Below are 20,501 nucleotides of genomic sequence, written 5' to 3'. Positions count from 1 at the left end.
CACGGTGAACTGGGCGCCGGGGGGCGCGTAGGAACGGCGGTGGTGTCGTGCGTGGGGACGCCGTCGCGTGGGTCTTGAGGCCTTGGGACGGGCCGCGATGTCTGTGACCGGTGTGGGCGGGACACGGGCGTCCGTCTTCAGCGTGCGCGGCATGAGGTCACGGTGAACTGGGCGCCGGGGGGCGCGTAGGAACGGCGGTGGTGTCGTGCGTGGGGACGCCGTCGCGTGGGTCTTGAGGCCTTGGGACGGGCCGCGACGTCTGTGACCGGTGTGCGGCAAGGATGCGGGCGCCCGTTTTCAGCGTGCGCGGCGTGAGGTCACCGTGAACTGGGCGCCGTCGGGGTCGCGCAGGACGGCCTCGGTGGTGTCGTGGGAGAGGACGCTGCCGCCGTGGACCTCCGCCGCCTTGGCGCAGGCCGCCACGTCCGCGACCGCGAAGTGCACCTGCCAGTGCGGCCGGATCGCGGGGTCGGGGGCCGAGCCCAGCGCCCCCGACTCGATGCGCGCCACCACGTCGCCGCGGCTGCGCAGCACCACCTCGCCGCCCTCGTAGCGGACCTCGCAGCACTCGGGACGCTCCGTCGCCCAGTCGAGGACCTCGCCGTAGAAGATCGCGGCGTCGAACGCGTCGCGGGTGTGCAGTCGTACGAAGGCCGGCTGGGCCCGGTGCCACATCTCCCAGCTGCCGACGAGGTCGCCCTCCCAGACGCCGAAGGCCGCTCCGTCACGGTCGGAGAGCAGTGCCGCCCGCCCCGGTGGGAAGGACAGCGGGCCGACCGCCAGCGTGCCGCCGCGTTCCTGCACGCGTGCCGCCGCCTCGTCCGCGCTGGGCACCGCAAAGTACGGCGTCCAGGCCACCGCCATCTGCCACATCGACGCCACCGCCGCGATCCCGGCGACCGGCGTGCCGTCCGCCAGCGCGACCCGGAAGCGCTCACCGAGTTTCGCGGGCTTCCACTCCCAGCCGAGGACGGCCCCGTAGAAGTCCTCCGTGGCCTGCTGGTCGCGGCTGGTCAGGCTCACCCAGCAGGGGGCGCCGAACACATGGTGGGTGGAGACGACGTCCGCGGTCGCGGCGGGATGTCTCGGATCGTGGTTCATGGCAGTCGTGTCCCGCTCTCGTCGGCCGGCGGCCACCGGCCGGTCTTCGCCCAGTGTCCGTCCGGAACCACCTCGGGCGCCTGCCGAGTACCCCGGGGACGCCGCCGAAACGGTGGCCCCGTTCGCCTCCGCCCCGGTGGCGCGGACCCGTCCGGGTGACAGGATGGAAACGTGCCTGTCGTACCGAGCGAACCCGCCGACGAGTCGGACCGGATCTTCGCGCTGCAGGAGGAGATCGGCCAGCTCAAGGAAGCGGTCGCCTCCCACGCCGTCGTGGACCAGGCCATCGGCATGGTCGTCGCGCTCGGCAGGCTCACCCCGGACGAGGGCTGGGAAGTACTGAAGGACGTCTCCCAACACACGAACATCAAGCTGCGCAACGTCGCGGAGCTGATCCTCATCTGGGCACGGTCCGGAGAGATCCCCAGGGAGATCCGCGTGGAACTGGAGGAGGCTCTCGACCGGTACGGCCCCGCACAGGTCCCCGGGGCGTCGTCCGAGTGACTTCTCCTGAGTGACTGCGCCCCGAGGGCTCAGTCGGCGTCGGCCAGGACCTCCTCCCGCAGGTGCGCGAAGCACGTGCTGAGCAGCCGGGAGACATGCATCTGCGAGATGCCGAGTTCCTCGGCGATGCCGCTTTGGGTCATGCCCCGGAAGAAGCGCAGGTACAGGATGGTCCGCTCACGCTCGGGCAGGGCCTTGAGGCAGGGCCCTATGGCCACACGGTCGACGACCACGTCGTAGCCGGGATCCGGGCCGCCCAGCGCGTCGCCCAGGGCGTAGCCGTCGGTGCCGGGCATCTCCGCCTCCAGCGACAGCGCCGAGAAGCACTCCAGGGCCTCAGCGCCGGTGCGCACCTCGTCCTCCGTCAGATGCGCCCGCTCGGCGATCTCGGCGACGGTGGGCGTGCGGCCGGCGACCTGGGACAGTTCCTTCGATGCCTGCCGCACCCGGTTGCGCAGGTCCTGCACCCGGCGCGGCACGTGCAGCGTCCACATGTGGTCGCGGAAGTGCCGCTTGATCTCGCCGGTCACGGTGGGAACCGCGTACGCCTCGAAGGCACTGCCGCGTGCCGGGTCGTAGTGGTCGACCGCCTTGACGAGCCCGAGGGCGGCCACCTGGTAGAGGTCTTCGAGGGACTCCCCGCGGCCGCGGAAGCGGACGGCGATCCGTTCGGCCATGGGCAGCCAGAGTTCTATGAGCTCGTCCCGCAGAACCTTGCGCTCCGGACCGTCGGACAGCTGTGCCATGCGCTCGAACGCCGCGTTGGTGTCGGGGGCGTCGTCGTGCGGATGCGGCTTTGTTCTGGTGGCGACGGACATGTCGCGCACCTCCCTGAGCGGTGCTGGATGGACAGACATCGTGGGAGGAGCGCGCACTCGGACCTGCAACGAGACATCCGGGGCCGCTCGGTGGGGCTCCCACGGACGTGCCTCATGTCCGAAGCACTTCTGAGTGGATTCCCGTTCTCGGATGAAATGAAACACATGCGCCAATGGTCACGTATGTGCTTGACCGGTCCTTGGGAGAGGTTACCTCTGACTCAGAGGTAATCTCGATGGTGTGGACGAAGAGACCTTCCCCGAAGAGCTGGCCGACGTCCTCGTCGGCGTCCAGCGGCTGCTCAGGCGCAGGCTGCGCGCCGGACCGACCGTGCCACGGCTGCGCGGCGCCGAGGTCGAACTGCTGCGCCTGGTCCAGTCACGGCCCGGCATCGGCGTCTCCAACGCAGCCAAGGAGCTGTCGCTGGCCGGGAACTCCGTCTCGACCCTGGTCAACCAGCTGGTCAAGGAGGGCCACCTGGTCCGCGAGACCGACCCCGCCGACCGGCGCGCCGCCCGGCTGCTGCTCACCGAGAAGGCCGAGGCGCGGCTCAGGGACTGGAAGCAGCGGCGGGTCGCGCTCGTGAGCCGGCACGTCACCCGGCTGGACGTGGCCGATCAGGAGGCCCTGCGCGCCGCGCTCCCCGCCCTGCGCGCGCTCGCCGTCAATCTGCACGAGGAGGCCGAGGACGCATGACACCCGAAGCTGTTTCCTGTACGGGGCTGACCTACGCCTTCGGTGACACGAAGGCCGTGGACGCTCTGGACCTGGCCGTCGAGGAAGGTGAGGTCTTCGGACTGCTGGGCCCCAACGGCGCCGGCAAGACCACCGCCATCCGCTGCATCACCACCCTGCTCCCCGTCCCGGCAGGCATGATCCACGTGTTCGGCCGCGACACCGCCGCGATCCGATGGCCGTACGCCGTCTGCTCGGCTATGTCCCGCAGCAGCTGTCCGCCGACGCCAACCTGACCGGCCGGGAGAACGTCACCCTGTTCGCCCGCGTCTTCGACGTCGCCCGCAAGGAACGCGCCGAGCGCGTCGCTAGGCCCTGGCCGCCGTCGACCTCACCGACGCCGCCGACCGGCTCGCCGACACCTACTCCGGCGGCATGGTCCGCCGCCTCGAACTCGCCCAGGCCCTGGTCAGCGCGCCCCGGCTGCTGATCCTCGACGAGCCGACCATCGGCCTCGACCCGATCGCCCGCACCGGTGTGTGGGAGCACATCAACGCCGTACGCGAGGCGACCGGCATGACCGTCCTCGTGACCACCCACTACATGGACGAGGCCGACCAGTACTGCGACCGGGTCGGCCTCATGCACCGCGGCCGCGTCCGCGCCCTCGGCACCCCCGTCGAGCTCAGGCGGTCACTGGCCGAGAAGCGGGGCACCGACAGCCTGCCGACCCTGGAGGACGTCTTTCGTGACGTCGCCGGCAGCGGACTCGAAGACGAAGGAGGGGATTTCCGCGATGTCCGAAGCACCCGCCGCACCGCGAACCGTGTCGGCTGACCCCGGCTCCATCAGCCTGCTGCTCCGCCCGCCGGAGCCCCGCGCGGGCTGGCGGCTGCTGCCCGCCCGGGTCGTGGCGATGTGCGCCGTCGAGCTCCAGAAACTCCGCCACGACCGCACCGAGCTCTACACCCGCGCGGTCCAGCCCGCCCTGTGGCTGCTGATCTTCGGCCAGACCTTCACCGGCATCAAGGCGATCCCCACCCAGGGCATCCCCTACATCGACTATCTGGCACCCGGCATCATCGCCCAGTCGGCGATGTTCATCGCGATCTTCTACGGCATCCAGATCATCTGGGAGCGGGACGCGGGCATCCTCAACAAGCTCCTGGTCACGCCCACCCCGCGCTCGGCACTGACCACCGGGAAGGCCTTCGCGGCCGGCGTGAAGTCGCTGATCCAGGCCGTCGTCGTGATCGTCATCGCCGCCCTCCTCGGGGTGTCCCTGACCTGGAACCCGCTCAAGCTCCTCGGCGTCGGCGCGATCGTGATCCTCGGCTCGGCGTTCTTCTCCTGCCTGTCGATGACCATCGCCGGCATCGTGCTCAGCAGGGACCGTCTGATGGGCATCGGGCAGGCCATCACCATGCCGCTGTTCTTCGGCTCCAACTCCCTGTACCCGCTGTCCGTCATGCCGGGCTGGCTCCAGGCCGTCAGCAAGGTGAACCCGCTCAGCTACGAAGTCGACGCCCTGCGGGGCCTCCTCCTCGGCACGCCCGCCCATCTGGCGCTCGACTTCGGGGTGCTGGCCGTGGCCGCCGCGCTCGGCATCACCGCGGCCTCCCCGCTCCTCGGCCGACTGGCCCGTTGATCATGCGTGCGGAACGTGATGTGCGGCACGCCCGTGGAAGGATTTTTCCGGCCGCCTGGCGGATTCTTCCTGCGCACGGCTTGATCAGCGATCAAAGGGGGTGAAGTACCTGGCCACAGCGCATTCTGCTCATTTGACAGTGCATTGAGCACACAGATAGGAAGCAGCTCTCTGAGGTCGATGGGGTGCACTGTGTACGAGCCGAACGTGGTCGGGGACTGGCAGGAGTACGACGAGCATGCCGGTCTGCGTGTCCGCGTCCACCGTCTGGAGGCGGCCGAGCCGCCGCGTGGACGCGACGACGCCGCCGAAGGGCTCACCTATTTCAGCGTCCGGGTGACCGTCGAGAACCGCGGGGACCTGCATCCGACCGTCCATCTCGAGGACGGCCAGATCGATGTACGGATCGGCCCGGACGGCGAGAGCGCCTTCATCGACTGGCGCAACTCGCAGTTCATCGAGGGCTTCGACGTCTACCCGCTGCGCCGCGCCACCGCCGTACTGTTCGCGGCGGGACCGGAGGCGAGCCTGAATCAGATCGACGTGCAGATCCAGTTGCGGGTCGACGACGAGTGGGCCGACCGCCGGCTGTGGGCGGGCGGCATCGGACTCGACGAGGGCGCCTCGCACGTGGGCGTGAGCCGCGAGGGCCTGGCCTGCCAGATCAGCAACTTCCTGCGGGACCAGGCCGAAGAAGGCACCGCCTGATCCCGCGTGGGCCTCAGTGCGGGATGCCGTCGATGATCTCGCGGGCACCCTGACGCAGCAGCGCCACCGCGACCGAGGTGCCCAGCGTGGCCGGGTCGAGGCGGCCCGCCCACTCGTGGGCGTTCAGCCGCGTCTTGCCGTCCGGCGTGAACACACAGGCCCGCAGGGACAGTTCGCCGGCGTGGTCCACGCGCGCGTACCCCGCGATCGGGCTGTTGCAGTGGCCCTGCAGAACGTGCAGGAACATGCGCTCGGCGGTGGCTTCCCGGAAGGTGTCCGGGTCTCCCAGCGCGCTGACCGTCTCGATCAGCTCGGTGTCGCCCTCCCGGCACTGGAGCGCGAGGATGCCCGCGCCGATCGGCGGCATCATCGTCTCGGGGGAGAGGACCTCGCTGATCACGTCCTCGCGGCCGATGCGCTCCAGGCCGGCGACCGCGAGCAGCAGAGCGTCCGCTTCACCCGCTGCCAGCTTCGCCAGCCGCCGGTTGGCGTTGCCGCGGAACGGGACGCAGTCCAGGTGCGGGTGGCTGGCGGCCAACTGGGCCACGCGGCGTACCGAGGAGGTGCCGATGCGGGTGCCCTCGGGGAGTTCGTCCAAAGTGAGACCGCCCGGGTGGATCAGGGCGTCGCGGACGTCGTCCCGCTTCAGGAACGCGGCGAACGTGGTGCCCGCCGGGAGCGGCCGGTCGGCGGGGACATCCTTCACGCAGTGCACCGCGAGATCGGCCTCGCCGGCCAGCAGCGCGGCGTCGACCTCCTTGGTGAACGCACCCTTGCCCTCGACCTTGGACAGGTCGCCCATCCACTTGTCCCCGGTCGTTTTCACCGGCACGACCTCGGTGCGCACACCGGGGTAGAGGGAGGCCAACTCGCTTCTGACGCGCTCCACTTGGGCCAGCGCCATCGGCGAGTCACGGGAGACGATGCGGATCAGTTCCGGGAGGGACATGCGGGACACGATAGACCCTGCGGAGGTTCGGCGTTTGACGCTCCGGGGCCAATGGGTAAGGAGTTGCGCATCTTTTGCCCGGGGCGGACGCGTCCACCAGAACCCCCGCGCAGACCTCAGGTGAGCGGCTCGCTGAGTTCGACCGAGCGCAGAGCGGCCGCGAGAGCCTGCTCGTCGCCGACGTCCAGGGCCGTGTCGGTGAGCTTGATGACGTGTTCGTCGCCGTGGGCGAGCGCTCGCTCCACCACCTCCTCGGGAGTCAGGCGCGCGGGAGGGACGTAGGCGACCGGTGCCGTCGGCGCGTACATCGCCGTGACCGCGGCCGACGCCGTCCAGGCCGCGTGCAGGCTCGGTACCCACTGGTCGCGGGGCAGGGAATCCAGGGTCCGCAGCACGGCGTTGGGGGCCGTGGCCGCGTGTACGAGCATGGTCGGCTCGCCGTGGCCGTGGGTGGCGTAGCGGTGGGTCGCGGCGCCGACGAGTTCGGTGAGCCGCTCCTTCGCGGTGTCCGGGTCGGTGACGTCGTGCGCCCACACGGGCAGTCGGCGTACGGCGGACAGACGGTTCAGGAACCCCACGTGCCCCGGCTCGATGGCCGGTACGGCTTCCAGGGCGTCCGCGGCCCTTGTCGCACCCGGCAGTTCCACGAACCCGGACACGGGCTGGTGCCGTGCTGCCCAGTAGCCCAGCGCGTGCGCGAGTTCGGTGACCCGGGGATCGTTCTCATGGGCCGCCAGGGCGCGGACGGCGTGGCCGACCCGGATGACGGTGTGCGTGGCACCGCCGTACATGCCCGGCAGCAGGCGCGGCCACCATTCGGCGAGGACGTCCTGCCACGGGCGCTCGGCGAGCGTGCGGGAGAAATAGTCGGTCCAGTCCGTGATCCGGCGCGGATCACCCAGTGCCGAGGGCCAGTTGGCGTCCGTGACCGGGGCGGTGCGGTCGGGGAAGTCCTCCAGCCTGTCCCGGTACAGGTCCAGCCAGCGGTGCACCGAGCCGGCCTGCCCGTGCGCGGCGAGCGCCTCGACCACCATGGGGGCGTGGTTGCTCAGCCAGCCCTCTCGCTCCGGGCCCGCCGCGTGGACGCGGTCCAGGGCCTCTTCGAGGTACCCGCTGGTGTCGTTCGTATCGATCGTGTCCATGAAAGGAACGCTATGCCGGGGCGGGCCGGCGGGGATCGGGCGCGGGACGGAACCCGCGGGAGCGGGGGACCTAGGTCCGGCGCCCGATCGTGTCACCGGGTCAGGCGTTGGGGTCGAAGGAGATCCCCGACGGCTTGGCCGACGTCAGGTGGGCGGCGAAGTTGGCGTCCTTGAGACCGAAGTTGGCGCTGCCGAAGTCGTACGCGCTCAGCTTGTCGCGCAGTCCCGACGGATAGCCGTTCCAGCCGACCAGCGGCGGGTACTGCCAGGTGCCCTTGGCGTTCTCCGGCTGCTCGTCGTTGGAGTTGGCCAGCCGGAAGCAGTGCGTTCGGACGCCGTCCTTGTGGTAGACGATCTTGGCGTGCGTGCCGTCGAAGCGGACGGCGGAGGTCGCGCTCACCGTGAACCCTCCGTGGGCGGACGTCGACACGTACTGGATCGTGCCGTTCTGCACCCAGATCACGACGTGCTCCCAGTCGTGCCGGTGCCCGCCGATGCTGCTGTTCGCCAAGGCCTGGTCCTTCTCGAAGTACAGGCCGTACATGTAGGCGCACCAGCCGTTGTTGCACTTGTAGCGCGAGTACGTGTTGGTGTTGTCCAGGTCCGAGGCGTCATGGCACTCGCCGCTGAGCGAACCGGTCGGGTTCAGACCGCCGTTGATCGTGCCGTCGGGGCCGATGGCGGGCGTCGAGTAGCAGCCGTCCGTGTCGTAGTCGAAGGCCGGCTGGTAGGTGTACTCGGCACTCTCGGCGTTGGCGGGCAGCGCCTTGGGCGGGGCGGCGAACGCGGCGGAGGGGAAGGCGACGACGAGCGCGGCGGCGCCGGCCAGGCCGGTGAACCATCTCGTGCGGTGCTTCTTGAACGACGGTGACGCCACTGCGTCCTCCTCGTGGTCCGGGCGCAGCCCAACGGCTGGGGGTTACTGGGGAGTTCAGCTTCCATGCTTTTCATGTCCGCGCCAAGAGGGTAGAAGGCGTCGCTCCGGTTACGGTCCGCCCAACAGCTGGATCATGGAGGCGGGTCGGGGAGGTCGGCGGCGGAGTCCTCCGGCGCGAGGTCCGGGCGCAGCCGCAGCCAGGACGGCTGACGCAGCAACCCCGCCCGGGTACGGGTGCTGTAGCGGACCTCGCCGACCAGCCGGGGCAGCACCCAGCGCGCACCCGGGACCCGCGGCACGGGATCGAAGGGGCACACGTCCGTCGCCGCGGCGGCCAACAGCGAGGCCAGCTCCGTCCGTTCCGTCTCGCTCCAGCCGGTGCCCACGCTGCCGACGTACCGCAGCCGTCCTGCGCCCCGCTGTCCGACCAGCACCGCGCCCGGCAGGCCCGTGAGCCGGCCCTTGCCGGGCAGCCAGCCACCCACCACGACGTCCTCGCTGCGCATGTTGCGGATCTTGATCCAGGCGCGGGAGCGCACTCCGGGTTCGTACACCGAGTCGAGCCGTTTGCAGACCAGGCCTTCCAGGCCGTGTTCACGAGTGGCGCGCAGGGCCTGCTCGCCGTGGCCGACGAGGGCGGCGGGTGTGGACCAGTGCGGCCCGGCGAGTCCCAGCTCGTCCAGTCGCGCCCGCCGCCGCGCGTAGGGGAGGGCGAGGAGCGAGCTTCGGCCCAGGTGCATCAGGTCGAACAGCACGACATGGACCGGCGCTTCGGCCGCCCGGCGTGCGGCTCTGCCGGGGGCGTGGGCCAGCTGCATGCGCGGTTGCAGCAACTGGAAGTCGGCGCGTCCCTGTTCGTCCAGTGCCAGGATCTCCCCGTCGAGCACCGCGGGGGTGGTGCCGAGCTCACCGCCCAGCGACCGCAGTTCGGGATAGGCACCGGTGATCTCCTCCCCGGACCGGGCGCGCAGCATCACCTCGCCGTTCCCGGCGAGGTAGACCACCACTCGCTGGCCGTCCTGCTTGGTCTCGTAGGCCCAGCGCGCGTCCTGGGAGGCGGGCGGCAGGGTGCCGGGGGTGGCGAGCATGGGCGGGATCAGGGGGAGGGTCACGGGTGACTTGTCGACACGAGCAGTGGCGGTCACGCGCTCAGCGCCCCGGTTTCCCCTGAACGGGCGCCGCCCCGGGGGCTGCTCAGACCTCCTGGTACAGGTTGACGACGTTGCCGTCCGGGTCCCGCAGCCACATCGACCGGCGGGCCTCACGGCTGATGGTCGGCGGCTTGAGGATCTCGACACCCTGGGCAGCCAGTCGAGCGTGGCGTGCGTCCACATCGGCGACCCGGAACTCCAGGGTGAAGTTCCCGCTCGCGGCGGCCGTCGAACTGGGCTTTGTCGACTCCATGCCCCGGGTGGAGAAGAAGGACAGGACGGCGCCGGGGACCGACCCCCGGGCGAAGAGCGTCTCGAAGGTGCCGGTGAAGTGGGGCCTGCGGCCGGGCATCGCAGGGGGAAGGTCCGACACCAGCGGCGGGGAGCGGCATCGGCGCCCGCGGGGTCAGATGATGCCGCCGTTGGCCCGCAGTACCTGGCCGTTGACCCAGTGGCCCGCCGGGCTCACCAGGAACGACACGACGTTGGCGATGTCCTTCGGTGTTCCGAGCCGCTCAAGTGGGGGCTGTGCCGCCAGGCGGGCGACGCTCTCCTCGTCCTTGCCGTCGAGGAAGAGGTCGGTCGCCGTCGGGCCGGGGGCCACCGCGTTGACGGTGACGTCACGGCCGCGGAGCTCGCGGGCGAGGATCAGGGTCACGGCCTCGACCGCGCCCTTGCTGGCCGCGTAGGCGCCGTACCCGGGGAAGGCCAGCCCGACGACCGAGCTGGAGAGGTTGACGAGCGCGCCGCCCGGGCGCAGTCGGCGTGCGGCCTGCTGGTCGACGACGAAGGTGCCGCGGATGTTGGTGCGGTAGAGGGCGTCGAGCTCGGCCAGGTCGAGATCGGCGATCGGGGAAAGGGGCATCCGGCCCGCGGAGTGGACCACCGCGTCGACCCCGCCGTACGTGGCCTCCGCGAGGTCGAACAGGGCGGCGACCGCCGTCTCGTCGGCGACGTCCGCGCGGGCGGCGCGAGCGGTGCCGCCCGCCTCCTCGATGGCCCGCACGGCTTCGTCGGCGGCGTCTTTGTTGCCCGCGTACCCGACGACGACCGCGAAGCCGTCGGCGGCGAGCTGCTGAGCGATCTGCCGTCCGATGCCGCGCGATCCGCCGCTCACGATCGCGACACGCTGTTCCGTCCGGGGCTGGGTGGTCATGGCTGCATCCTCTGTTAGCGCTGCTACGACTGGCTCGTATCGACGATAACACGGGTTCGTAGCGACGGTAACCCCCCGCTCGTATCAACGCTACGAATGTCGTACGGTGGGGGCATGGATGCGAGGGAAAAGATCCTGGCCGCGGCCACCGAACTGCTGGCCGGTGCATCGGCCGCCGATGTCTCCACGCGCGCGGTGTGCGAGAAGGCCGGGGTGGGTGCGCCGATGCTCTACCGGCTCTTCGGCGACAAGGCCGGGTTGCTGGCCGCCGTCGTCGACCGGGGATTCGAGCGGTACCTCGCGTCCAAGCGGGCGGCGCGGCCGAGCGCGGATCCGGTCGAGGATCTGAAGAGCGGCTGGGACACCCATATGCGCTTCGCGCTGGAGCACCCCAGCCACTACCGCCTGATGTACTCACCCGAGCTGACCGTCCCCCCGGCCGCGGCCCAGGAGGCGCACGACCTGCTGCACGGCATCCTCGAACGCTGCGCGGCCGAGGGGCGGCTGACGGTGCCGCCCGCGCTGGCCACACAGATGATCATGTCCGCCAACGTCGGAGCGGCCCTGTCGATGCTGACCAGGCCCGAGCAGTACACGGACATGAAGTTCTCGCAGCGGCTGCGCGACGCGGTGCTGGACTCGGTGACCCGCCCCGCCGACATCGACACCGACATGGACGCGACGCGAGACGACAGCTCGGTACCCGCCGCGGCCGCCACCCTCGCGGCCCGTCTGCGTGCCGACCTGCCGCCGACGCTCACGACCGCGGAGTCGGCCCTGCTTCAGCAGTGGCTGGAGGAACTCTCCGGGAGATGAGGGATCAGCGTTCCCCGGGCGGAAGCGGCTGCACCAGACCCGACTGATAGGCCATCACGACGAGCTGGGCGCGGTCCCGGGCACCGAGCTTGGTCATCGCGCGGTGGACATGGGTGCGCACGGTCAGGGGGCTGACGAAGAGCTTCCCCGCGATCACCTCGTTGGAGTGCCCCTCGGCGACCCACGCCATCACCTCGCGTTCCCGGGTGGTGAGCCCGGAAAGGTCGTCGGCGGCCGCCAGGCGGGTGCCGAGTCCCGGCGCCGCGAGGAACCGCGTGATCAGGGTGCGGGTGGCGCCGGGGGAGAGCAGCGAGTCACCGGCCGCCACCGTGCGGATGCCGTCGAGCAGGGCCTCGGCGGTGACGTCCTTGCCGAGGAAACCGCTGGCCCCGGACCGCAGCGCCTGCGCGACGTACTCGTCGATCTCGAACGTGGTCAGGATCAGCACCCGCGTGTCCGACAGCTCCGGATCCGCGCAGATCACGGACGTGGCGGCCAGACCGTCGGTCCCCGGCATACGGATGTCCATGAGGATCACGTCGGGACGGTGGACCCGGGCCAGGTCGACCGCCGCGGCGCCGTCGGTGGCCTCCGCGACCACCTCCATGTCGTCGCACGAGTCGATGAGGATCCGGAAAGTGGCCCGCAGCAGAGCCTGGTCGTCGGCGAGCAGTACGCGGATGGTCATGGGGTCCGTTCCTGGCGTTCCGGGGCGGTGCGGTCGAGGGGGAGGCGGGGGTGCCCCACCGGGTCCGGCCGGTTGGTGCGGGGGTTGCCCTCGCCGCCGTACCGGAGCCCGGGCTGCCGCAGCGCGGCCGTCATGGCGACGACCGTACGGACATGATCGTCGGCGTAGTGCCGCGAGGGGTGCTCATGGGCTCTCCGGTCGTCCTGGAACCACGGTGCACGAGGCTCACCGGGTGCGGCCGCGGCGACCCGTCCCGGCCGAGCGGACCGCACGGCCCCCGTCCGCGGGTCCGGTCGCCAGTCTTTCCGACACCGGGTCCGTACCGCGTCGTACCACCGCCGACAACGCGCCTACTGAGAACGCAGTACGCGCCAGGGGCGGGATCCACCCTGGGCAGGACCTGACGGCCGCGGGTCGGCGGCCGTCAGACGGGGAGCGTCCGCGTCAGGACGGTGCCCCGGCGGACGTCTCCGCGGTCGGTTCGGGGACCGCCGCCAAGGCCGCGGCGCGCGGGCGCGGGATGAAGGAGGCGAGGGCGAAGGCGAGGAGCGCGGCACCCGCGCCGATCGCCATGACGGTCCTGAAGCCGTTCTCCGACGGCAGCGCGAAGCCGCCCAGATCGATCGTCATCTGCGCCAGTACGACCCCGGCGATGGCGCTCGCCGTCGACGTACCGATCGACCGCATCAGGGTGTTGAGGCTGTTGGCGGCCGCCGTCTCCGAGGCGGGCACGGCGCCCATGATGAGGGCGGGCATGGAGCCGTATGTGAACCCGATGCCGGCGCCGATCACGCAGGAGACCAGCACCAGGTGCCAGACCGCGGACATCAGCACGATGTTCAGCCCGTAGCCGGCCGCCACGATCAGCGCGCCGATCATCAGCGTCACCTTGGGACCCTTGGACTTGGAGACGGCCGCGGAGACCGGTGCCAGGGCCATCATCACCAGACCGGACGGGGCCATGACCAGACCGGCGGTCAGCAGGGACCTGCCCAGACCGTAGCCCGTCCGGGTGGGCAGCTGGAGCAGCTGCGGCAGGACCAGCGACATCGCGAACATCGAGAAGCCGATCGCGATCGAGGCGAGGTTGGTGAAGAGCACCTGGCGGCGGGCGGTGGTGCGCAGGTCGACCAGCGGCTGGGCGGTGCGCAGTTCGAAGAAGCCCCAGGCCAGCAGGATGATCACGGCCGCCGTGAACAGGCCGAGCGTGGTGCCGCCGGTCCAGCCCCAGTCGGCGCCCTTGGAGACGGCCAGCAGCAGGCAGACCAGGCCGGCGGCCATGCCGACCGCGCCGACCGCGTCGAAACGGCCGCCGGTGCGCACCCGGGACTCCGGCACGAACACCAGCACCAGGACCAGGGCTATCGCGCCCATCACCCCCGAGGCCCAGAACAGGACGTGCCAGTCGAAGTTGTCGGCTATCAGCGCGGCGGTCGGCAGCCCCAGGGCGCCGCCGACGCCGAGGGAGGCGCTCATCAGCGCGGTCGCGCCGGCCAGACGCTCGGCGGGCAGTTCGTCCCGCATGATGCTGATGCCGAGCGGGATGACACCGGAGGACAGCCCCTGGAGGGCACGGCCGGCGATCATCGGGACCAGGGCGTCGCTGAGTCCGCAGACCACCGATCCGGCCACCAGCATCACCACGCTGACCAGCAGCATCCGCCGTTTGCCGAACATGTCGCCGAGCCGCCCCACGACCGGGGTGGCGACCGCTGCCGCGAGCAGGGTCGCGGTGACCGCCCACGCGGTGTCCGAGGCCGGGGCGTCGAGCAGCTTGGGCAGCTCCGGCACGATCGGGATGACTAGGGTCTGCATCAGCGAGACGACGATTCCGGCGAAGGCCAGCACCGCCACCACGGCGTTCGGCCGCGGCGGGGCCACGGCACCCGCTTCGGTGGATCCGGCGGGAGCGTCGGACATGGAAGGGCCTCCAGGGCAGGGGAGCGGGGCCGTGAGACGGACCGCGATTAAGTCAGGTGCTTGACTTATCTTACCCCGGCCGGTGCTCGGGTCCTCCGCGGGACCGTGCGGTCCTGTGCACCGCCCCCGGCGTGCCGTTGCGTAGGCTTCCGGCACTGGAACGCGCCGCACTGTCGGCGGACCCCGGGCGGCTCCAGGGGCTGGCCGCCGGAGGGGGCAGCGAAGTCCCGGTGCGGTGGTGAGCATGGCGGGCAGGACGGTACGCGAGGAGCAGGTCCACGCGACCCGGGAGCTGATCCTGACCGCGGCCGAGCGCCTCTTCGCCGAGCGCGGTGTCCTCGCGGTGTCCAACCGGCAGGTCAGCGAGGCCGCGGGGCAGGGCAACAACGCCGCCGTCGGCTATCACTTCGGCACCAAGGCCGACCTGGTCCGGGCGATCGCGCGTAAGCACCACGTCCGTATCGAGTCGATCCGCGCCCGGCTGCTGGCCGGGGCCCGTGGTTCCACGGACGTACGCGACTGGGTCGACTGCCTGGTCCGGCCCGTGCCCGAACATCTCGCCGAGCTGGGCAGCCCCACCTGGTTCGCCCGGTTCTGCGCACAGGTCATGACCGACCCCGTGCTCCAGCAGATCATGGTCGAGGAATCCATGTCCTCGCCCTCGCTCCAGCAGATCGTCGAGGGCCTGAACCGCTGCCTGCCCGAACTGCCCGCCGACGTCCGCGCCGAGCGCGCCGAGATGGCCCGCCATCTGATCGTGCACATGGCCGCCGACCGTGAGCGCGCCCTCGCCGAGAACACCCCGACGCCCCGCGCCAACTGGCACGATGCCGCCACCGGCCTCGGTGACGTCGTGGTCGCCATGTGGACGGCTCCGGTCACTCCGAGCAGCTCCTGAAGAACATTACTTGAGTTAGGCAAGGAGACGTTAGGGTGGGGAGGAGCGCACCCTCCCCCACGAATGGGTCCCTTCCATGCACGGCACCCCCAGCCACCGGCCGGCACTCGCCCGCGGTGCCGGCCAGCGCCTCCTGATCGTCGCCGGCGCCCCGGATGTCGCCGAACTGCTCTCCACCACCCTGGAGTTGGCGGGCTACCGGATCGTCACCGTCGCGGCCGCCGCCGACGGCGTGGCTCTGCTGACCCGGGAGCGGTTCGACCTGGTGGTCGTCGACGCGACCCTGCCGGACGTGACCGAACTGGGCCGTACCCGGCCGACACTGGCCCGCCGGCCGCCGGTGCTGCTGCTGATCGACTACGAGTCCCTGGACCGGATCGTGCCCGAACTCGGCCTGGGGGAGCGGGACTACGTCGCCAAGCCGTTCCGTGTGGCCGACATCCTGGCCAGGGTGCAGATCCTGCTGCGCGGCACCGGTGCGCGACCGGCCCCGGGCCGAGCCCTGAGCTACCGCGACCTCGTCCTGGACGACGCCCTGTGCGAGGCCCGGCGCGGAGCGCGCGCCCTCGACCTCACGCCCGCCGAGTACCGGCTGCTGCGCCATCTCCTGGTCAACGCCCACCGGGTGCTGTCCAAGGAGCAGATCGGCCGGTACGTCTGGGGTCACCATCGCGGTGACAACGCCATCGAGCAGCTCGTCTCCCGGCTGCGCCGCAAGGTGGACCAGGGCCCGTCGGGCGCACCGGAGCTGATCCACACCCGGCGCGGATTCGGGTACTGGCTGGGGCGCGCGGACGGCGACGCGTAAAAGCCCTGCCCTGAAAGCCTCGCCGGGAAAGCCCTGCCCTGAAGGCCTGCCGTGCAAGCCCCGGACAAACGCCGCAACCGACGACTTCCGCAGCCGCGAGGAGCCGCGTTCCTGCACAACCCCCTTGCGTGCAACGACAGTTGACGGTGCGTCTGCGATGTGATGTGGGTCACGTCAGCTTCCCGTCAGGTTCCTGGCGGGCCGGTGTCAGGCCGGTCTGTTTGCATGTGCTCATCGAGGCCTCGACCACTTCGCCCCGGCGCTCCGCCGTCCCCTCCCGCGGAGCCCCCCCCACCACCGAGGAGAGCCATGGCCGACACCCTGGCCGGTCCCGCGCACGACGCCGCGGGTACCGCCCCCGAGTTCCCCATGCCACGCGCCTCCGGTTGTCCCTTCGATCCGCCGCCCGGCCTCAAGGAACTCCAGGAGCAGGGACCGCTGACGAAGGTCCGGCTGTGGGACGGCAGCGAGCCATGGCTGGTGACCCGCTACGCCGAGCAGCGGGCGATCCTGGGCGACGCCCGGGTCAGCGCCGACACCGACCGGCCCGGCTACCCGGCCAAGGCGAGCGCCGAGGCCGGTGAGGGAAAACTCGGTTTCATCATGATGGACGACCCCGAACACGCCCGGCTGCGCCGGATGGTGACGGCACCGTTCGCCATCAAGAAGGTGGAGGCGCTCAGGCCCGCCGTGCAGCGGATCGTGGACGGCCTGGTCGACGACATGCTGGCGGGCCCCCAACCGGTCGACCTCGTCGAGGCGTTCGCCCTGCCGATCCCTTCGCTGGTCATCTGCGAACTGCTCGGCGTGCCGTACGACGACCACGCGATGTTCCAGGAGAACACCAAGACGATGGTCCGCACGACCGCGAGCCCCCAGGAGCGCGGCGCGGCCACCCGGGAGATCGCCGGATACCTGGCCGGTCAGCTCGCCGAGCGGCTCACCGAGCCCAGGGGCGACCTGCTCTCCGACATCGCCGGACGCGTCGCAGCCGGGGAACTGACCCACGGGCAGGCCACGGAGATGGCGCTGCTCCTGCTGATCGCCGGGCACGAGACCACCGCCAACATGATCGCGCTCGGTACAGCAGTCCTCCTCGAACACCCCGACCAGCTCGCCCTGTTGCGCGAGACCGACGACCCCCGGCTGGTCGCCTCCGCGGTGGAGGAACTGCTGCGCTACCTCCACATCACGCACCAGGGGCGCCGGCGCGCGGTCACCGAGGACATCGAGATCGCGGGCCAGGTCATCAGGGCCGGCGAGGGCGTCATCATGGTCAACGAGATCGGCAACCGCGACCCCGAGGTGTTCGAGGACCCCGACCGCCTCGACCTCACCCGCGACGCCCGCCGCCACGTCGCGTTCGGCTTCGGCGTCCACCAGTGCCTCGGCCAGCCACTCGCCCGCATGGAACTCCAGGTCGTCTACGGCACCCTCTACCGGCGCATCCCCACCCTCAGACTCGCCTGCGCCCTGGAGGACGTGAAGTTCAAGCACGACGCGTTCATCTACGGCATCCACGAGCTGCCGGTCGCCTGGTGACGGCTTCCGCGCCGCAGACGAGCCACAATCACGAGAAGAGCGAGGTGAATCCCATGAAGGTGGAGCTGGAAGCCGACAAGTGTGTCGCGTCGGGGCAGTGCGTGGTCGCCGCCATGGAGGTGTTCGACCAGGACGACGAGGGCATCGCGATCCTCTTGACGGACGAGGTCGGCGAGGACCGACTCGACGACGTCAGGGAAGCCGTCGCGGTCTGTCCGGCCGCGGCGATCCGGCTGGCGCGGCAGTGAGGCGGATCGCCGTCGTCGGTGCCTCGGCCGCCGGGCTCGCGGCGGTCGAGACGCTGCGCCGCGAGGGGTACGACGGCACGATCACCCTCATCGGCGAGGAGCCCGAACCCCCCTACGACCGGCCGCCGTTGTCCAAGCAGCTCCTCGCTGCGGAGTGGGAGGCCGACCGGCTCGCCCTGCGCACCTCGGCCGACCTCGCCGCCCTCGACCTCGACCTGCGGCTCGGAGTCGCCGCGACGGGCCTCGAGCTGCACGCCCGCACAGTGCGGTTGGCCGACGGCTCCGAGGTGCCGTACGACGGACTGGTCATCGCCACCGGCGTGCGGCCCCGCCGTCTGCCCGGTGAGGGTGCGCACGTGCTGCGTACCCTCGACGACGCGCTCACCCTGCGGAAGCGGCTGTTCCCGGGGCAGCGGCTGGTCGTGGTGGGCGCCGGTTTCCTCGGCGCCGAGGCCGCCGCGGTCGCCTGGCGCCTCGGTGTCCGGGTGACCCTCCTCGAACCCGCCGCCGTACCGCTCGCCCACGCGGTCGGCACGGAGGTCGGGCGGTTGCTGGCCCGGGCCCATGTGGACAGCGGCATCGACCTGCGCTGCGGGGTCACCGTGACCGAGGTGACCGAGGAGGGCGTCCGGCTCGCCGACGGGCAGGTCGTCGAGGCGGACGAGGTGCTGGTGGCTGTCGGATCACTGCCGAACACCGAGTGGCTTGAGGACAGCGGGCTCACGCCGGGCGACGGGGTGGCGTGCGACGAGTACTGCGAGGCGGCGGAGAACGTGTACGCGGCCGGTGATGTCGCCCGCTGGTACAACCCGCTGTTCGCCACCTCGATGCGCGTCGAGCACCGCACCAACGCGGCCGAGCAGGGCATGGCGGCCGCCCGCAACCTGCTGGCCGCTCCGGGGGCACGCAAGCCGTTCGCTCCGGTGCCGTACTTCTGGTCGGACCAGTACGACATGAAGGTCCAGGCGTACGGCTTCCTGCGCGGGCACGAGGAATTCGCCGTGGTGGAGGGCGACGTGGCGCGGCGCCGGTTCGTCGCCGTGTACCGCACGGGGGACCAGGTCAGCGGTGCGCTCGCGATCGGCATGCCGCCCAGGGCCATCCGGCAGTGGCGGCAGACCATCGCGGCCGGAGCGGCCTGGCGCGACACGGTCCCCGAGGCGCAGTTTACTTGAGTTACGCAACAAGATGGTAAACTGGCGAGTATGTCCTCACAGCCGCTCCCCGACGTCCCCGCGTCCCCGGAAGTCATCGAGATCGAGCGGGCGCTCACCCGCATCACCTACCTGAGCACCCGTGCCCGGCAGCACGACCGGCTGATGGCCCTGGCCGAGGTGCCGTTGGACCGGGCCGCCGTGGCCCTGCTGCGGCAGGTCGCCGACACCGAGCCGATGCGTCCGGGGGAGCTGGCCAACCGGCTGGGGGTGGAGGCCTCCCACGTCACCCGCACCGTCCAGCAGCTGCAGAAGTCGGGGTACGTCACCCGCGTCCCCGACCCCGACGACCGGCGCGCCCAGCGCATCCAGCTCACCGAGACCGGTCGGCAGGCCATCGACCGCATCCGTGACGCCGGCGCCCGCGGTATGCAGCTGGCCCTGGCCGACTGGTCGCCGGAGGAGCTGCGGCAACTCGCCGGTCTGTTCCACCGCATGGTCGACGACTTCCTCTCCCACGCCGTCGACGACGAGACCCACGAGGCGACACCGGCCGGTACCGGCTGAGGCTCATCCCGCACGGGCGTGCCGTTCGGCGGGAGCGGGTTCGCGGGACAGCAGGACGCCGAGCGAGGACCACCCCATCCCTCTGTTGCCGCCTGACGCGACGGCCCGCGCGGCCCTGGGCGCCCGCCACCCCCGTTCCCCCTGAGCGCGCAGGCCGCCGTCCGAGGTGCTTGTACCGTCCAGTAATGTGCGCGGCAACCCCCTCACGAGGAGGAAAAAACCGTGCCACGGTCCCCACGCTCACCCCTGCTGCTCGCCGGCCTGCTGGCCACCGCGGGTGTCGCCCACTTCGCCACACCGCGCTCGTTCGACGCGACCATCCCGCCGGCCCTGCCCGGCAAGCCCCGGACCTGGACCTATGCCAGCGGTGCCGTGGAACTCGCGCTCGCGGCAGGTCTGGCGCTGCCGAAGACCCGGCGGACCGCCGCGCTCGCCAGTGCCGCCTTCTTCGTCGGGGTGTTCCCCGCCAACGTCAAGATGGCCGTCGACTGGCGCCACCGCCCCGCACCCCAGAGGGTGGCGGCCCTCGGACGGCTGCCGCTGCAAGTGCCGCTCGTGCTGTGGGCACGCGGCATCGCGAAGAACGGGAAGGGCCAGGCATGAGCAAGGCGATCGAGACCGGCGACACCGTCGAGGACTTCGAGCTCCCCGACGAGACCGGCACCGGCCGCAAGCTGTCCGAGCTGCTCGCCGACGGCCCGGTCGTCCTCTTCTTCTACCCCGCCGCGCTGACCGCCGGCTGCACCGCGGAGGCCTGCCACTTCCGCGACCTGGCCGCCGAGTTCGCCGCCGCCGGGGCCCAGCCGGTCGGCATCAGCGGTGACACCGTCGAGCGCCAGCAGGAGTTCGCCGGGCGCCACACCCTCGGCATGCCCCTCCTGTCCGACGTCGACGGGAGGATACGCGAGCTGTTCGGCGTCAAGCGCGGCTTCTCCCTGGCACCCACCAAGCGGGTCACCTTCGTCATCGCCCAGGACCGCACCGTGCTGGAGGTCGTCCGCAGTGAACTGCGGATGAACACCCACGCCGACCGCGCCCTCGAAGCCCTGCGCGCCCACCACACGTGACGGACGGGGCCCGGTTGCCCCGTTTCGGTTGATGCGGTCCGACAATAGGACCATCCTGGACGA

At 71.2% G+C, this 20,501-nt stretch carries 24 protein-coding genes and 1 pseudogene; 14 read left to right on the top strand and 11 right to left on the bottom strand.

All coding sequences use genetic code 11. From position 1 onward, the window contains the following. Positions 1 to 297 precede the first annotated feature (297 nt). The gene (locus ACIRP7_RS21580) at positions 298 to 1,101 is read right to left on the bottom strand and encodes a VOC family protein (RefSeq protein ID WP_403661725.1); all 804 of its coding nucleotides are present in this window, start codon (positions 1,099 to 1,101) and stop codon (positions 298 to 300) included. 171 nt (positions 1,102 to 1,272) lie between these two features. Between ACIRP7_RS21580 and ACIRP7_RS21575 the strand changes: the two genes are divergently transcribed. Continuing rightward, the gene (locus ACIRP7_RS21575) at positions 1,273 to 1,605 is read left to right on the top strand and encodes an ANTAR domain-containing protein (RefSeq protein ID WP_403661722.1); all 333 of its coding nucleotides are present in this window, start codon (positions 1,273 to 1,275) and stop codon (positions 1,603 to 1,605) included. A gap of 29 nt (positions 1,606 to 1,634) precedes the next feature. Here the strand turns inward: ACIRP7_RS21575 and ACIRP7_RS21570 are convergent, their stop codons facing one another. Then, the gene (locus ACIRP7_RS21570) at positions 1,635 to 2,423 is read right to left on the bottom strand and encodes an RNA polymerase sigma factor SigF (RefSeq protein ID WP_403661719.1); all 789 of its coding nucleotides are present in this window, start codon (positions 2,421 to 2,423) and stop codon (positions 1,635 to 1,637) included. Positions 2,424 to 2,664: 241 nt separating this feature from the next. On the opposite strand from ACIRP7_RS21570, the gene ACIRP7_RS21565 reads away from it, so the two are divergent. The 4 genes and pseudogenes from ACIRP7_RS21565 to ACIRP7_RS21550 all read left to right on the top strand — a co-directional run bounded on the left by ACIRP7_RS21565 (position 2,665) and on the right by ACIRP7_RS21550 (position 5,455). Beyond that, the gene (locus ACIRP7_RS21565) at positions 2,665 to 3,120 is read left to right on the top strand and encodes a MarR family winged helix-turn-helix transcriptional regulator (RefSeq protein ID WP_403661716.1); all 456 of its coding nucleotides are present in this window, start codon (positions 2,665 to 2,667) and stop codon (positions 3,118 to 3,120) included. Further along, positions 3,117 to 3,936, top strand: a pseudogene (locus ACIRP7_RS21560) (ABC transporter ATP-binding protein). Before ACIRP7_RS21565 ends, ACIRP7_RS21560 begins: the two are co-directional and overlap by 4 nt. After that, on the top strand, positions 3,896 to 4,747 hold the full coding sequence (locus tag ACIRP7_RS21555) for an ABC transporter permease (RefSeq protein ID WP_403661713.1): 852 nt from the start codon (positions 3,896 to 3,898) through the stop codon (positions 4,745 to 4,747). Before ACIRP7_RS21560 ends, ACIRP7_RS21555 begins: the two are co-directional and overlap by 41 nt. Before the next feature lie 192 nt (positions 4,748 to 4,939). Beyond that, on the top strand, positions 4,940 to 5,455 hold the full coding sequence (locus ACIRP7_RS21550) for a hypothetical protein (protein WP_403661796.1): 516 nt from the start codon (positions 4,940 to 4,942) through the stop codon (positions 5,453 to 5,455). A 13-nt stretch (positions 5,456 to 5,468) separates the two neighbouring features. On the opposite strand, the gene hemC is transcribed toward ACIRP7_RS21550, so the two are convergent. The 6 genes from hemC to ACIRP7_RS21520 form a co-directional block, all read right to left on the bottom strand. After that, positions 5,469 to 6,404: a hydroxymethylbilane synthase gene (hemC, locus tag ACIRP7_RS21545; protein ID WP_403661710.1), complete on the bottom strand. Its 936-nt coding sequence runs from the start codon at positions 6,402 to 6,404 to the stop codon at positions 5,469 to 5,471. A gap of 116 nt (positions 6,405 to 6,520) precedes the next feature. Continuing rightward, the gene (locus ACIRP7_RS21540) at positions 6,521 to 7,546 is read right to left on the bottom strand and encodes a questin oxidase family protein (protein WP_403661708.1); all 1,026 of its coding nucleotides are present in this window, start codon (positions 7,544 to 7,546) and stop codon (positions 6,521 to 6,523) included. A 100-nt stretch (positions 7,547 to 7,646) separates the two neighbouring features. Further along, on the bottom strand, positions 7,647 to 8,423 hold the full coding sequence (locus ACIRP7_RS21535) for an NPP1 family protein (RefSeq protein ID WP_403661705.1): 777 nt from the start codon (positions 8,421 to 8,423) through the stop codon (positions 7,647 to 7,649). A gap of 131 nt (positions 8,424 to 8,554) precedes the next feature. Then, positions 8,555 to 9,535, bottom strand: coding sequence for an ATP-dependent DNA ligase (locus ACIRP7_RS21530; RefSeq protein WP_403661702.1), 981 nt, complete (start codon positions 9,533 to 9,535; stop codon positions 8,555 to 8,557). 82 nt (positions 9,536 to 9,617) lie between these two features. Beyond that, positions 9,618 to 9,926: a VOC family protein gene (locus ACIRP7_RS21525; RefSeq protein ID WP_403661699.1), complete on the bottom strand. Its 309-nt coding sequence runs from the start codon at positions 9,924 to 9,926 to the stop codon at positions 9,618 to 9,620. 54 nt (positions 9,927 to 9,980) lie between these two features. After that, entirely contained in the window at positions 9,981 to 10,730 is a 750-nt protein-coding gene (locus ACIRP7_RS21520; RefSeq protein WP_403661696.1) for an SDR family oxidoreductase, read from the bottom strand. A 114-nt stretch (positions 10,731 to 10,844) separates the two neighbouring features. Here ACIRP7_RS21520 and ACIRP7_RS21515 point away from each other — a divergent pair, with 114 nt between their 5' ends. Beyond that, positions 10,845 to 11,546 (top strand): TetR/AcrR family transcriptional regulator, encoded by a 702-nt coding sequence (locus tag ACIRP7_RS21515; RefSeq protein ID WP_403661693.1) that lies wholly within the window; start codon positions 10,845 to 10,847, stop codon positions 11,544 to 11,546. 4 nt (positions 11,547 to 11,550) lie between these two features. Here ACIRP7_RS21515 and ACIRP7_RS21510 read toward each other — a convergent pair whose 3' ends face one another. The 3 genes from ACIRP7_RS21510 to ACIRP7_RS21500 form a co-directional block, all read right to left on the bottom strand. Next, positions 11,551 to 12,234 (bottom strand): response regulator transcription factor, encoded by a 684-nt coding sequence (locus tag ACIRP7_RS21510; protein WP_352389847.1) that lies wholly within the window; start codon positions 12,232 to 12,234, stop codon positions 11,551 to 11,553. Next, on the bottom strand, positions 12,231 to 12,368 hold the full coding sequence (locus tag ACIRP7_RS21505; protein WP_403661690.1) for a hypothetical protein: 138 nt from the start codon (positions 12,366 to 12,368) through the stop codon (positions 12,231 to 12,233). The genes ACIRP7_RS21510 and ACIRP7_RS21505 overlap by 4 nt, the downstream gene beginning before the upstream one ends. Positions 12,369 to 12,678: 310 nt before the next feature. Further along, positions 12,679 to 14,154 (bottom strand): MFS transporter, encoded by a 1,476-nt coding sequence (locus tag ACIRP7_RS21500; protein WP_403661687.1) that lies wholly within the window; start codon positions 14,152 to 14,154, stop codon positions 12,679 to 12,681. A 244-nt stretch (positions 14,155 to 14,398) separates the two neighbouring features. On the opposite strand from ACIRP7_RS21500, the gene ACIRP7_RS21495 reads away from it, so the two are divergent. The 8 genes from ACIRP7_RS21495 to ACIRP7_RS21460 all read left to right on the top strand — a co-directional run bounded on the left by ACIRP7_RS21495 (position 14,399) and on the right by ACIRP7_RS21460 (position 20,438). Next, positions 14,399 to 15,052: a TetR/AcrR family transcriptional regulator gene (locus tag ACIRP7_RS21495; protein WP_403661684.1), complete on the top strand. Its 654-nt coding sequence runs from the start codon at positions 14,399 to 14,401 to the stop codon at positions 15,050 to 15,052. Positions 15,053 to 15,128: 76 nt separating this feature from the next. After that, on the top strand, positions 15,129 to 15,860 hold the full coding sequence (locus ACIRP7_RS21490; RefSeq protein WP_403661681.1) for a response regulator transcription factor: 732 nt from the start codon (positions 15,129 to 15,131) through the stop codon (positions 15,858 to 15,860). A gap of 309 nt (positions 15,861 to 16,169) precedes the next feature. Continuing rightward, positions 16,170 to 17,402 (top strand): cytochrome P450, encoded by a 1,233-nt coding sequence (locus ACIRP7_RS21485; protein WP_403661678.1) that lies wholly within the window; start codon positions 16,170 to 16,172, stop codon positions 17,400 to 17,402. 53 nt (positions 17,403 to 17,455) lie between these two features. Further along, complete coding sequence (locus ACIRP7_RS21480) at positions 17,456 to 17,650, top strand: ferredoxin (RefSeq protein ID WP_403661793.1); 195 nt, start codon at positions 17,456 to 17,458, stop codon at positions 17,648 to 17,650. Next, the gene (locus ACIRP7_RS21475) at positions 17,647 to 18,825 is read left to right on the top strand and encodes an NAD(P)/FAD-dependent oxidoreductase (RefSeq protein ID WP_403661675.1); all 1,179 of its coding nucleotides are present in this window, start codon (positions 17,647 to 17,649) and stop codon (positions 18,823 to 18,825) included. Before ACIRP7_RS21480 ends, ACIRP7_RS21475 begins: the two co-directional genes overlap by 4 nt. A gap of 30 nt (positions 18,826 to 18,855) precedes the next feature. Beyond that, a complete protein-coding gene (locus tag ACIRP7_RS21470; protein ID WP_403661672.1) occupies positions 18,856 to 19,371 on the top strand; it encodes a MarR family winged helix-turn-helix transcriptional regulator in 516 nt (171 codons plus the stop codon). Between the two features lie 222 nt (positions 19,372 to 19,593). Next, entirely contained in the window at positions 19,594 to 19,974 is a 381-nt protein-coding gene (locus tag ACIRP7_RS21465) for a DoxX family protein (protein ID WP_403661669.1), read from the top strand. Next, positions 19,971 to 20,438 carry a peroxiredoxin gene (locus ACIRP7_RS21460; RefSeq protein ID WP_403661666.1) on the top strand — a complete coding sequence of 156 codons (468 nt, stop codon included), beginning with the start codon at positions 19,971 to 19,973 and terminating at the stop codon, positions 20,436 to 20,438. Before ACIRP7_RS21465 ends, ACIRP7_RS21460 begins: the two co-directional genes overlap by 4 nt. Positions 20,439 to 20,501 lie beyond the last annotated feature (63 nt).

It is taken from the genome of Streptomyces sp. NPDC102270, from assembly GCF_044766405.1.
Lineage (GTDB): Bacteria > Actinomycetota > Actinomycetes > Streptomycetales > Streptomycetaceae > Streptomyces.
This window is presented reverse-complemented; position numbering and strand designations above follow the sequence as displayed.